The following is a 13,308-nucleotide window of genomic DNA, read 5'->3' on the forward strand; positions in this document are numbered from 1 at the left end:
AAAACATTAATGTTCAATAAAGCGAATTTAAAAGAGTGGTTTGACCGTTATAAATATTCGGAATTAGCAGCTACAAGCGCCGCTTTACTAGCTTCGCAATTCAGCAGAATTTTTAGCGGATTGACCACGGCTTATTTGATTACGATTGCCGAATATTTTGCTTTTTATAGTGTCATGTTTTTGAGGTCTTATAAAGCATTGTCAGCTGAGGAAAAACAGAAGAACCAAGCCATTACTTTTGGAATAATTGCAGTCTTAATTCGGAATTTAGTTATCGAATTTGGTTATCCCACAGTTTTGGATTTCTTTTTTATCCGTCCGTTTTGCATGTATTGGATGCCAATAGTAACAGGGAATTACTTCGTTGGGATTATTTTAGGAAAAATTACTGCCGATTGCTTTTTTTATTTTTTCTCTATTGTTAATTACGAATGGATTAAAAAGAAAGAATAATTTTTACTAAAATAAATTGAAAAAAATACAAAAGGTTCGGTGAATATTAAACCGAACCTTTTTGTATTTTTTCTCTGCATTATTAGGTCAGAGTAGCTGTTGTTGTGATCTCGGTATTGAATAATTTTGAAATCGGACAGTTTTTTTCGGCTTTAGTAACTAATTCCTGAAAAACCTCATTTGTAATTCCTTCAATTTTAGCATTGACCGTTAAATGAGAACTATTAATTGTGCCTTCTAATAAACTGATATCACATTTTGTTTCTATACTTTCAATTACAGCACTTGTTTCGCTAATAAAAGCCGTAAGCTGCATGGTAAAACATCCAGCATGCGCTGCAGCGGCAAGTTCTTCAGGATTGGTACCTACACCCTCATCAAATCGGGATTTGAATGAATATTGCGTATTTTCTAATGTCTTGCTTTGTGTTGTTAATTTTCCAGCTCCTTCTTTCAGGGAACCATTCCAAACTGCAGTTGCATTTCTTTTCATAGTAATAGTATTTATTGATTTTAATCAAATTTAAGTTTTTTAGTAAAAAAAAATGTAAGAAACCAATTTATTTAACTAAAATATAATACATCTTTAAAACATTTTAAGAATATTTTAAAAATAAATTGTACATTGTAACACAGTCGTTTACAAAATAAAAGCGATTTTATTTTTATAATAAAATAATATGATCGTTAAAAAAAGCTGATTATTACAATCTCTAATTCAAACTGTAACAATTATTCAACAATTTCTGCTCCAAAAATTTTGCGCACCAGTTTCATTCACATTTTTGTACTTTGAAAGAAAACTATTATTAGATAAATTTAAAAATAAGCAACTAAAATTTAAAAAATAAAGCGGTCTTTTATCAAAAAATCCTCTAATTAATAAAACTACGTATGAGAAAAAAATATCTGCTTACGATGATCTTTGGCATCATTTTGATGAGCTGCAGTTCTAATGATGATGAACCAAATCCAGAAACTGCTGAACCTTTTTCTAGAGCAAATCAATTGCAATTTTATTTTAGCAATCCAACAAATGCCGATTTACTAGACTTAAACAATAATATAGTTTTACCTATTGCTTATGAAGAAATATATACTCCTACAACTCTTCCTCCTAAAAATGATAATGATCCAAAGAAATACTTTTATAATGGAGGGAGTATAGAATATGATTCGGCTCTACAAAAATACTACTGGAATACTGTCATAACTGGCAAAAAGGGAATTAAACAAAATAAAATTTTTGTGAGAATTTCAGAGACTGATACAGATACTCTAGACGTAAAATTTAAATTTACAAAAGATGCTATTGGAACATCTGATGGTTTTTATGCTTATATGGAGAAGCTCTATTATAATGGCACCTTAATACATGAAGAAAATTCAAATAAAAAGTCATTAATAGATTCTGTCAAGAGAGTTTTCATTCAAAAGAACGGTAAAAAAACGGTAATATCTTTTATGAATTAACTGAATCGGATTACTTTATATTAACAAATCCCTGCCCCCGATTACTTCAATCGGAGTTCAGTGAACTTCGTTTAAAGCGAAAAACCCGGAGTTATGGAAGCAAATGAAACTTGCCAGTAAAGAGCGACCAGCGGAAGCTCCTTTACAGGTTTTGTGGAATTGTTTCCATAACGAGGATTTGCAGCGGAAAGCGGGATTTGGCCCTAACTACACTATTGCTTTTATACTTTAATTCTAAATATTTCGTTTCAATAAAAAACCCATCAGATTATGAAAAAAGCAATTATAATAATTTGTATCCTAGTATTATACAGCTGTAAAACTAAAAACATAAATGGTAAATTAATTGGACGAAGTGTTGCTGTTACAGAAATGAATGCTGAAGAAGCAAGTCAGAAAAACAAAGCTTACGAACTGGGAAAAAGAATTTTGATGACCTGTAATACCTCTGAATTCAAACCTTTTACGAAAAGTGAAGCTACAGACAAAGTTATTGCCAACTCCAGTGTAAAAAAAGTCAAAGAAATTGGAGCAAAATATAGTCTGAAGTATGGTGCATTCAAAGATCTTGAATTTGTGGAAATGGTTCCAAACAAGACAGACAATACTACCGTTTTCAGATTCAAAGCGCTTTTTAATTATGCCAAAGCCAATAAAGAACTTCGGGTGACGATGAACTCAGAAAATAAAGCTTCGGCGATTACCACCAAAGACTGGAAAGATGAATTTGAGTGATTTTTCAGTTTATAGGCTTTAAAATGAGTAAAAAAATTCACAAGCGCAGTTTGAAATATAAATTTATTTCCGAAAACTGAAAACTGCGACTGAAAACTTGACTTTATTTTTAAAAAAATTAAAATTAAAAACTATAAATAAATCCAAAGCCTTATTTTTGCGCTATGGCAAAGAAAAATACAGACAAAGTTGTCTTTCATCAAATAAAAGTCCTTGATGCAGGTGCAAAAGGCGTTTCGGTGGCAAAAGCTCCCGATGGAAAAGTGGTTTTTATCCCCAATGTAGTTCCCGGAGATGTAGTGGATGTACAGACTTTCAAGAAGCGTAAAGCTTACTATGAAGGTAAAGCAGTTCATTTTCATGAATTATCTGAGCATCGCGTAGAGCCAATCTGTGAGCACTTTGGTGTTTGCGGTGGATGCAAATGGCAAAATATGAATTATGGCCAACAGCTCTTCTTTAAACAAAATGAGGTGAAAAATCATTTGCAGCGCATTGGCAAAATTGAACTTCCTGAATTTGAATCAATTTTGGGTTCTGAAAAACAGTTTTTTTATAGAAATAAAATGGAATTTTCGTTTTCGAACAGCCGTTGGTTAACTGAAACTGAAATAGGAAGCGAAGAAGATTTAGGAAACAGAAATGCACTTGGTTTCCATATTCCAAAAATGTGGGACAAAATCCTAGACATCAACAAGTGCCATTTACAGGAAGATCCTTCGAATGCCATCCGTAATGAAGTCCGCGCTTTTGCCAATGAACATGGTTTGACATTCTTTAATCCAAGAGCACACGAAGGTTTGCTAAGAACTTTGATGCTGAGAACGTCTTCAACTGGTGAAATTATGGTTTTGATTCAGTTTTTTGAAAACGATAAAAAAAATCGAGAATTGATTCTGGATCACCTTTACGAGAAATTTCTTCAAATTACTTCTTTGCAATATGTCGTTAACAATAAAGCAAACGACACTTTATATGATACTGACATAAGATTATATAAAGGGAGAGACTATATTCTTGAAGAAATGGAAGGCTTAAAATTTAGCATTAACGCTAAATCTTTTTACCAGACCAATTCGGATCAGGCTTATGAATTATACAAAATAACCAGAGACTTTGCTGGACTTACCGGTAATGAAATCGTTTATGATTTATACACAGGAACAGGAACAATTGCTCAATTTGTGTCTAAAAAAGCGAAAAAAGTAATTGGTGTAGAAAGTGTTCCAGATGCTATAAAAGATGCAAAAGCTAATGCGGAACGCAATAACATTGATAACTGCGAATTTTTTGTTGGAGATATGAAAGTGGTTTTTAATGATGCTTTTATTGCACAGCACGGACACCCAGACGTCATTATCACTGACCCTCCCCGTGACGGAATGCACAAAGATGTTGTAGAGCAAATCATGAAAATAGGACCTCAAAAAGTGGTTTATGTGAGCTGTAACTCGGCTACACAAGCTAGAGATTTAGCTTTAATGGACGAAAAATACAAGGTAACCAGAGTACGTCCGGTGGATATGTTTCCGCAAACGCATCATGTTGAAAATGTTGTACTTTTAGAAAGACGATAAGCCCTTACTACATGAAAAAAATACTTGCTTTTTTGATGATTCTTGGTTTCGCATCTTCCAGTTGTGAACCAGATGATATTTGCGATCCAACTACTCCCACTACACCACGAATGTTAATTCAGTTTTTTGATTTTAACAATGCTAATGTAGCGAAAAGTGTCACTAGTTTAAAAGTAATTGGTGATGGCATGAATGAGGGCGTTGTATTGTCTCCATCAGCAACAGGCAATTTAAAATACGTAACAAACGAAAACAGTATACTACTTCCGTTGAATACCGAAGCTGATCTTGTGAAATACACATTTATCATCAATTACGACAACAAAAATCCGTTGCTTGTAAATAAAGATAATTTGGAGTTTAAATATACTCGACAAAATATATATGTTTCAAGAGCTTGTGGGTTTAAAACCATTTTCGATTTGGACGAACAAAATCCTTTCACATTAACAGATGCAGCGCCTGCAGATCAAATGTGGATTAAATATGTGATAGTAAAGAAAAAAAACATACAATTCGAAAATGAAACAATCATTCAAATATATTTTTAGTTTTTTCTTTTTGCTGTCATTGTTATTTGTTCAGGCACAAGAAAAAAAAACTGCCATAACAGATCGTGCTCCAAAAGTAATTGTTAAGGGAGCAAATGGAACAACAACAGAAAAGGCTCCAGAAAAAAAACTACAGGCGCAAACCGATACTATAAAACCAAAAACAGACCGATATGGTTTGATTCTTGGTGTCGATATATTTAAAGTGGCTAGATCTTTTTATGATTCCAATTATAAAGGGATAGCTTTTGTTGGCAACTACCGATTAACAAAAAAATATTACGCATATGGCGAGGTAGGCACTGAAGACGTTACTGTGGACGATCCCTTGTTGAACACTACAACGACTGGAGCTTATCTCAAGGTGGGATTCAATTACAATACTTATACTAATTGGCTGGATATGGAAAACCTAATCACTATAGGTGTCCGATACGGATTTAGTACTTTTAATGAAAAATTAAATACCTACTCTATCTATAATCCGCATCCTTATTATGGACAGACATCTGGAATTGAATCAGGAAAATCGTATGATGGCTTAACTGCCAGCTGGCTGGAAGTTTCACCAGGCATCAATGTTAAAGTTTTTAATAATGTATACATTGGATTTTCTTTCCAATTGAAAGTTTTGGTTACCAATACTGAGCCAAAAGGCTTTGAAAGTCTTTATATTCCAGGATTTAACAGAACATATGACGGTAATTTTGGAGCCGGTTTTAATTATACCGTTTCATATTTCATTCCAATTTACAAGAAAAAAGTAATCCCTGTAAAACCAGCACCTAAGAAATAGCCCTAAGAGTATGTTTTGGAATATTAAATAATTTGTAAAAAAGAAGAATCGGTTTATCTTGTAATTGCGAAAAAACACAGATAAATGAAAACCCACTTTAGTGAATTAACCGATTCTCAATGGCAATTTATAGCTAAAATAATTAACGACCAAAGGAAACGAAAACATAATTTACAAGTTATTGTAAATGCCTTTTTTTGGATAAATACCACAGGTTGTCAGTGGCGTAATTTAGATAGTAAATATCCACCTTGGCAAACTGTATTTTATCATTTTACGCAATTTAAACTACGTGGAATTTGGGAAGAATTACTAGATGCACTAGTAGTTTTTGAGAGAAAACGCCAAGATAGAGAAGCAACGCCTAGTTTGCTAGCAATTGATAGTCAATCTGTTAAAACTGTTCAATTCGTGAGCGAAGAAATAGGAATTGATGGTGGTAAAAAGATTAATGGCAGAAAGCGGACTATTTTGGTAGACAAGCTAGGATTACCTTTGGCAATCAAGGTTACAGGGGCAAATATTTCGGATAATCAAAGCGGAATTTTAGCTATTGATTTATTAAAAGGTAAAGTATCTAGGTTGAAAAAAATAGCAGCAGACAATGGGTATAAAAACACCTTTTGCCAATATGCAGAAGATACTTATAAATGGGAAGTTGAAATAGCACAAAGACCAGAATCAAGTGCAGGATTTATTCCTGAAAAGAATCGCTGGCAGGTAGAAAGAAGCTTTGGATGGCTCAATTTTAGACGAAGATTGTTCCGAGAAGTCGAAAAAACTATACTTTCAGCCGAAGCAATGTTGCAAATTGCTTTTATATCATTTATTATCAATAAAATATGATTCCAAAACATACTCTAAAATGAAATCCATAAAAAAGAGCAAAATTGAATATATAAATTCAATTTTGCTCTTTTTGTTTTTTAAACTAAATCAATTATCCTATCTCCTTAATCCCTTTTACAAATAACCAAGACATGAATAGTTTTTCACCGTCTTTGGTTTTGGCTGCTTGAAATTTTGGAGCTAAAAAAGTTCCTGCAATAAAGGCTGTCATTGGTATCCAAAAACCAGACAAATTGGTGTATTGTGCTACCAAATAACGAAATGCAATAAACAATATAGCAAAACAGCCTAGATTGTATAAAAATGCTCTTACTTGTAATTTTGACATTTTATTGTATTTTAATATGAATTCCACAAAATTAATTGAAAATCCACAAAATTATCAAAAAAAACTACTTTATATTTTTAATTATAGTTTTATCGCAAAAAATACGCTCAGTACTTAAATATTTAACAAAAATTAACTTAAGTCTTTTTCTTGTTATTTTTTGAGTTAAATTTATACTCCCAAAACGACAAAACACACAAATAACTAATTTACAATATAATACAAATTAGTTTTCCAGATTTACAATTACATTTAAATTCCCTCCTGCAGTAGATTAAAATTAGTAAAAAAACATAATAATAATTTTAAAACACAATATTATGACAATTGATTTTTCTATTACAAGTACTGTAACTCCAAATGGAAGGACAGTTTTTAATGCGCAACGCATTAATTCAGCTGAAGCAAAATTTAATATTGGCGGTAAAACCAGATATGAAGGGAATGTTGGATTATTCAACACCTCTGTCACAGATGGAATAACATACAAACCAGAAGATTATGCTGCAGAATATGGCTTTTGGGCTTATTTTATTTATCCTACAGCTTTGGCAGAAAGTTCAGGTTCTTTCAAATGTTTAAATACTTATGACAGAGCACAATTTACTTTTAGTTTTATGCAATATGCAGCACATGTCCCAAATGGTGATTTTGTGAATTTTTTCAAAAAACTTTTAAAATTGCCCAATGCATCCGAATATTTTCCAAAACTAGTTTTGTCCAATAACAGGATTTTATATAAAACTGCTAATGGATCTCTTTCCCCTTTAGAGGATGACTCAAGTTCACAAGCTTTGATGGATTATCTTAACCCTACACTAAATGATGTAGAAAATCAAGAATTAATATGCGCTTCACGATTTGTTCACTGGGCTACAAATGATGCCAGTCACAGAAAAACTCAAGTGGCAACAGCAATAGATATGTACAAAGAAAACATGAAATCTTATCATAAACGATATGGATTAAATAATGTCCCAGCAAATGTTTGCCAAATGATTTGTGATATTCGACACCAAGGAAGAGCCAAAAGTGATCGTATTGCTCTAGCAATTAACACCAATGGCAATTACGACAAAGCCTTTTCTAACTTGTGTACAATAGGCAATACCAATTATCAAACCAGAATAAATACGGTGCGAAGTACAATAAAAAAACTAACCGATCTAGGGAAGTTCTCTATGAAGTATGATGCTGATAGTGGTGAATTTGTAAAAATTTAAAATTAATAAACCCTCGGTAAGCCGAAAAGAGGATATAGAGTAGGCAACAAAAAATAAAAAAATGAAAATAAAAACAAAAAAGAAACCATCAACAGTTATGTGACAGACCAAGAAAAAGATATTTATCTAACTATTACAATTGGCAATGCGCAAATTGGTGGAAATGTAATTAAGTGGAAAGGTAGTACGGATATTATAGGGAAGGGTGAAATTTCGAACCTAAATTTAGGGAAAGGGATAACCATTAAAGAGAAAATTTTAGAAATAACCACTAATATCCTTGATGTCAATCAATCAAACAATGGGGTCGTTGCAACATACTACTTTCACAATGCTACAGCTCCATCAGTTACATTTGATGAAGCAGTTAATAGTCATGGAGACGTTTTTTCATTAGAACTAGATGTAAATTTTAAATAATAAAAAAGATGAAAAAATTCACTATACTATTAGTGCTGTCTTTAGTTGGTTACACTGCAACATGTCAGACTCAACCACCAAAATTAGATGAACTAAATATTCCGAGTTCTCCAGCTTTTGTTATGCTTGATGAATCTCCAGCAAATATTGAAAAACCAACAAACCCGAAAGCATTTGCTATAAGCTTACTTAATGTTGGAAAAAATGGAGGAGCCATTGAAACTACTCCATATTGGTTAATTAATCATGCTAATTACACTTTTGTTAATGATGTCGAAAATCATTTTCCAATTCTACAAACTTTTGCAATTTCATTAGCATCAGTAAAAAATGCTGATACTACAATAGTATCATTAGGTTTTAGAGTTCAATTATTTCGACAATATTTTAACGAAAAAGCAATTCTTATTTCCAAAAACAAAATAGTAGATCTTTTGTCAGTAAATCCGAAGGATATCGATACTACCGCACTTCAAGTAGAAAAAAACAAATTAGATGCTGATCGTGGACGCACAAAATATAATTTGGAACTCGCTGGTGCTTATTCTGGTCAAGGTACAAATTATGAAAATTTATCAGGAACTAAATTAGGTATTTGGGCAAACTTCAGATATACTCCAATGGTAAATTCATTCCTTGATATAGTTGCCTTAGCTAGATATAGTAAAGTAATTGGTGGTTTAGAAAACCAAATACCTGATTCTTCTTTTTTAGATTTTGGGGGAGGTCTTTCTAGACAAGGTTCAAACTATGATATTCAACTCGAATATATTTACAGGAGAGACACAACAATTGATATCAATTATGATAGATTAGCTTTCATTGTCAATTATCAAATAATTCCAGGCATGGTAGCAGTCGCTTCATTTGGGAAAAATTTCGACGATGAAAATAACATTTTTACAGCATTTGGCATAAAATTCGGAATATCCAACAGAAAAAATAATGAATAAATCTAAATAATATATTTCCAGAAAAAAATCAACTAACAAAAAGGAATCAGCCGAAATCCTGTTAAGGCTAGGTGAAATTAAAACTTCCAAAACCATTACAAGTATACATTTATAACTACAACTATTATGGCAGCTAAAATAGGAATATACATTACAGGACTCGGACAATCTATAGTTAATGAATCAGTAGAAAAATATACCGAAAGACTTAAAAACGAATTAAGTTTTAAGACAACTGGTTTTGAATATTTTACCAAGACAAAAAAAATATTATATCAGCCGGAAAAAGAAAGTACTGTAGTTAGTATCATTAAAAAAGATAAAAAGACAAACACAGAGGAAACCATTTATAAAATATTTGATTTTCAGTATCATAAAATACTAACAGATAAATTTAATCAATATAATATTCTTTTTAAAACTCTAATTCTTTCTGTATTGGTAATAAAAAAAATACCGCAGATTATACTAAGAATGGTTAATAGTAATGGATTTGACAGGCCTTATCAAACTTTTTATGCATTCTTTATTATTTTAACAATCTCGCTTTGTATTCTTTTTCTAATTCCTACATGTATTTCGCTAATGACAAGTGAAGAGATCATAAAGGCTATTAACCATTCACTTAAAAAAATTCCATTTATGCCCATACAGTATGAATTGGATAATGTTATAATAGAGAAGATACGAGAAAATGGAAAATTTCTACTTTCATTTACAGCATTAATATTACTTCTTCTACCTCAATCCAAAACTATAATTACTTCTTTATCAACTGAATTTGCTTGCGTTGATGGTTATATTAATAATGGGGAACAAAGTCAAATTTTATTAGGAAATCTCGATCTTTTAATAGAACATATTGCTGAAAACGAGCCTAATCCGGAAATTCATTTTCACACTTATAGTTTTGGAAGTATTCTGGCAATAGATGCTCTATTTCCGATAGCTGAAATACCTCCTTCTGATAATATCCAAAACTTAACTAAACTACTCATAACTACAGGAAATCCTTTTGAATTTATTAATGCTTATTATCCATCTTTTTATAATAGAAGATGTGAAATAATGAAAGACTCTCTAAAATGGATAAATATATATTCCGTATCCGATGTTTTTGCAACAAACTATAGATGTGATGATAACCGAGGTGAAGCAGAATTTGGTATCAAAAATGTTTATCTCTTGCCTGAAAACATCAATTATGAAATTACATCCGACAAAGCAATGAATCCCATTACTTTTTTATCGTTAAGTATCGTAAAAATGCACAAATGTTATTGGGATCCAACTACAATAGGACAAAGTTGTATGAAAGTATTACTACCTCCAATGATAAAAAACAAATATATATCTGTGTAATTATCCTTTTTAAGTTTAAAACAATAGCATTATCTTTTTTCAAAAAAATAACCATCCTATGAAACCAATAATTTTTATTCCCGGAATTCAAGCAACCAGTCTTGTCAATAGCAATACCTTTGATTTTAATTATATATGGAACGCCTATGATACTTTAGGCTCATCAATCAGTTCTTCCGTTTTTGGGACATACATTAATGAAAACCTACAGATCAATCCATTATATGATCAAGGAATTGAAACGATAATAGAGCGTAATCATATTGCTAGATTACCTTATGAAAGTGCAATATTAAAATTAAAAACCAAACTTAATTGTACAAAAGCTTATAAAGACACTCCTATTTATTTATTTGGTTACGACTGGCGTATGTCAAATATGGAAAGCGCAAAGCGTTTAAAAGCATATATTGAATATCTCAAACACAAACTGCAAGATAAAAATATTGAAGGATTTAGATTTATCACTCACAGTATGGGTGGTTTAGTACTAACTTGTTATTTAAATCTATTAAAAGACGACTTTTCAAGAATAGATAAAATCGTAATGACTGCACCTCCCTTTTTAGGATCCCCCTATTCTTTAATCCATATGGTCAAAGGTGATGGTGGTTTACGAAGTATCTTAAACTGGGCTATTGGAAGAAATGAGGATATGCGAAAAGTTATTCGAACTTATCCAGGAGTTTATGAATTATTACCTGTATATCCTGACGCATTAAAATATATCGACACTGATGAACCCTTAGATTTGTTAAAGAAAATCTATTGGCAAAAAAACATTTATGATGATATTAAAGATCTTTTTGATTCCAGATTAGCACTTTTAAACGAATTTCGCTCTCCATCTGGATTAAAGAACTTATCAGATTTACCTAAAGCGATAAAAAACAAAATCGTTATTGTAATTGGAGAAGGAGACGAAACATTTACAAAAATAAAAGTTAAGAAAAAAGGAGATACAAATAATATTACCAATCTTATTGATTTAAATTCACTTAACGATGGAAAAGAATCGGGTGACGGAACCGTTCCATTTAAAAGTTCATCAATATATGCTAATGAAATCAAAACATTGGCAGTTAAAAAACAGAATATATTTGATGAAATAAGCAATAATCTAGATTTTCATGGACTGTTTTTAAATGATAGTAGAGTTCGAAATATTATTGAGCGTTATCTAACGGTAGAAGAAACAAACCCTGTAATCAAAAAACTTGAAAATTGGTGGGATACACCAGATGGTAGCGTTAGGAAAGTATAATTTATAAAAAAATCCGATAATTTCTCTTTAATTGAGAAATCATCGGAATATATTTTTATCATTTAAACTACTTATTCACCATCAGGCACTGTCTGAAACTTCGTTCTCTTGCTTCCTTCATACATTTCGTATTTCACCAATCTAGCTTCAATACTCGCATTAAAAAGTTTAATTTTTCTGGAAGGTTTCAAACCTACAAATTTCAAGGCTTCGAGATTTCCTGTAATAAACCAAGCATTGGTACCTGGGTAATTTTTCTTCAAGGTATCTCCAATATTTTTATAGAATTCTTCCATGTGGATATCCAAACGCTCATCATAAGGCGGGTTGAAAACGATATGTAATTTCCCTTCCGATGTTTTCTCAGTATCGAAGAAATTCTTTTCTTCAATCTTAATATATTCATCCAGATTGGCATTCTTCACGTTATCTTTGGCTTTTTGAACCGCAGATGGCGCTTTATCATATCCTTTTATCGTGTAATGAAATTCACGAACACGCTTCAATAAACTATCCTGAATATTATCAAACAAATCATTATCCCAATCATTCCATTTTTCAAAAGCAAACTCTTTACGGTTAATATTCGCAGGAATATTACAGGCGATCATAGCCGCTTCTGCCAAGAAAGTTCCTGAACCGCACATTGGATCCAAGAAATCTGTTTGACCATCCCAACCTGAAAGCAACAAAATTCCCGCTGCCAAAACCTCATTTATAGGAGCAATATTCGTTGCCGTTCTGTATCCACGTTGGTGTAAAGAATTCCCCGAAGTATCTAATGCTACCGAAACTTGATCTTTGTCAATGTGAATATTAATTCTCAAATCCGGAAAAACTTTATCAATACTTGGGCGTTGTCCCGTTCTTTCACGAAATTGATCCACAATAGCATCTTTACATTTTTGAGATACAAACTCAGAGTGGTTAAAGTATTCCGAATGCACCGTTGCATCAATCACAAAAGTCTGATTGGCATTGATATATTTCGACCAATTTGTTCCGCGAATTCCTTTATATAAAGATTGTTCGTCTCTTGCTTTAAAAAAATAAATCGGCTTTAAAATTTTCAAAGCTGTACGCAAAGCCAAATTCGCTTTGTACATAAATCCTTTATCTCCCTTAAAACTCACCATTCTCACCCCCTGCTCCACATCCTGAGCTCCCAGCATTGTTAACTCTTTCGCCAATATTTCTTCAAAACCAAAAAAGGTTTTAGCAATCATCTTAAAATTCTCCATCTTCTATATAAATTCCATCATTTAAATTCCAAATTCCAAACGGTTTGAAATAGTATATTTTCTGCAAAAATACACTAAATTTG

General features: G+C 31.9%; 15 protein-coding genes. 12 read left to right on the plus strand and 3 right to left on the minus strand.

Annotated elements, in window-relative coordinates; genetic code table 11:
* Positions 1-9 precede the first annotated feature (9 nt).
* The gene (locus CLU83_RS09790) at positions 10-453 is read left to right on the plus strand and encodes a hypothetical protein (protein WP_100431436.1); all 444 of its coding nucleotides are present in this window, start codon (positions 10-12) and stop codon (positions 451-453) included.
* An 82-nt stretch (positions 454-535) separates the two neighbouring features.
* Here the strand turns inward: CLU83_RS09790 and CLU83_RS09795 are convergent, their stop codons facing one another.
* On the minus strand, positions 536-946 hold the full coding sequence (locus tag CLU83_RS09795; protein WP_100431437.1) for an OsmC family peroxiredoxin: 411 nt from the start codon (positions 944-946) through the stop codon (positions 536-538).
* Between the two features lie 401 nt (positions 947-1,347).
* On the opposite strand from CLU83_RS09795, the gene CLU83_RS09800 reads away from it, so the two are divergent.
* From CLU83_RS09800 to CLU83_RS09825, 6 genes are all read left to right on the plus strand, one after another.
* Positions 1,348-1,926 carry a hypothetical protein gene (locus CLU83_RS09800; protein ID WP_100431438.1) on the plus strand — a complete coding sequence of 193 codons (579 nt, stop codon included), beginning with the start codon at positions 1,348-1,350 and terminating at the stop codon, positions 1,924-1,926.
* Positions 1,927-2,196: 270 nt separating this feature from the next.
* A complete protein-coding gene (locus CLU83_RS09805) occupies positions 2,197-2,661 on the plus strand; it encodes a hypothetical protein (RefSeq protein WP_100431439.1) in 465 nt (154 codons plus the stop codon).
* Positions 2,662-2,825: 164 nt separating this feature from the next.
* Positions 2,826-4,238, plus strand: a complete 1,413-nt coding sequence (gene rlmD, locus CLU83_RS09810) for a 23S rRNA (uracil(1939)-C(5))-methyltransferase RlmD (RefSeq protein ID WP_100431440.1) — start codon at positions 2,826-2,828, stop codon at positions 4,236-4,238.
* Between the two features lie 11 nt (positions 4,239-4,249).
* A complete protein-coding gene (locus tag CLU83_RS09815; protein WP_100431441.1) occupies positions 4,250-4,789 on the plus strand; it encodes a DUF6452 family protein in 540 nt (179 codons plus the stop codon).
* Complete coding sequence (locus CLU83_RS09820) at positions 4,761-5,585, plus strand: DUF6048 family protein (RefSeq protein ID WP_100431442.1); 825 nt, start codon at positions 4,761-4,763, stop codon at positions 5,583-5,585. The genes CLU83_RS09815 and CLU83_RS09820 overlap by 29 nt, the downstream gene beginning before the upstream one ends.
* An 84-nt stretch (positions 5,586-5,669) precedes the next feature.
* Positions 5,670-6,431, plus strand: coding sequence for an IS5 family transposase (locus CLU83_RS09825; protein WP_100431443.1), 762 nt, complete (start codon positions 5,670-5,672; stop codon positions 6,429-6,431).
* A 94-nt stretch (positions 6,432-6,525) separates the two neighbouring features.
* On the opposite strand, the gene CLU83_RS09830 is transcribed toward CLU83_RS09825, so the two are convergent.
* Positions 6,526-6,762, minus strand: a complete 237-nt coding sequence (locus tag CLU83_RS09830) for a hypothetical protein (RefSeq protein ID WP_100431444.1) — start codon at positions 6,760-6,762, stop codon at positions 6,526-6,528.
* Between the two features lie 320 nt (positions 6,763-7,082).
* Between CLU83_RS09830 and CLU83_RS09835 the strand changes: the two genes are divergently transcribed.
* The 5 genes from CLU83_RS09835 to CLU83_RS09855 all read left to right on the plus strand — a co-directional run bounded on the left by CLU83_RS09835 (position 7,083) and on the right by CLU83_RS09855 (position 11,984).
* Positions 7,083-7,985: a hypothetical protein gene (locus CLU83_RS09835; RefSeq protein ID WP_100431445.1), complete on the plus strand. Its 903-nt coding sequence runs from the start codon at positions 7,083-7,085 to the stop codon at positions 7,983-7,985.
* Between the two features lie 99 nt (positions 7,986-8,084).
* Positions 8,085-8,405 carry a hypothetical protein gene (locus tag CLU83_RS09840; protein ID WP_100431446.1) on the plus strand — a complete coding sequence of 107 codons (321 nt, stop codon included), beginning with the start codon at positions 8,085-8,087 and terminating at the stop codon, positions 8,403-8,405.
* An 8-nt stretch (positions 8,406-8,413) separates the two neighbouring features.
* Positions 8,414-9,358, plus strand: a complete 945-nt coding sequence (locus tag CLU83_RS09845; protein ID WP_100431447.1) for a hypothetical protein — start codon at positions 8,414-8,416, stop codon at positions 9,356-9,358.
* A 126-nt stretch (positions 9,359-9,484) separates the two neighbouring features.
* Positions 9,485-10,720, plus strand: coding sequence for a hypothetical protein (locus CLU83_RS09850; RefSeq protein ID WP_100431448.1), 1,236 nt, complete (start codon positions 9,485-9,487; stop codon positions 10,718-10,720).
* A gap of 58 nt (positions 10,721-10,778) precedes the next feature.
* Positions 10,779-11,984 carry an alpha/beta hydrolase gene (locus tag CLU83_RS09855; RefSeq protein ID WP_100431449.1) on the plus strand — a complete coding sequence of 402 codons (1,206 nt, stop codon included), beginning with the start codon at positions 10,779-10,781 and terminating at the stop codon, positions 11,982-11,984.
* 71 nt (positions 11,985-12,055) lie between these two features.
* Here the strand turns inward: CLU83_RS09855 and CLU83_RS09860 are convergent, their stop codons facing one another.
* Positions 12,056-13,225, minus strand: a complete 1,170-nt coding sequence (locus CLU83_RS09860; RefSeq protein WP_100431450.1) for a class I SAM-dependent RNA methyltransferase — start codon at positions 13,223-13,225, stop codon at positions 12,056-12,058.
* Positions 13,226-13,308 lie beyond the last annotated feature (83 nt).

It is taken from the genome of Flavobacterium sp. 1 (genome assembly GCF_002797935.1).
Lineage (GTDB): Bacteria > Bacteroidota > Bacteroidia > Flavobacteriales > Flavobacteriaceae > Flavobacterium.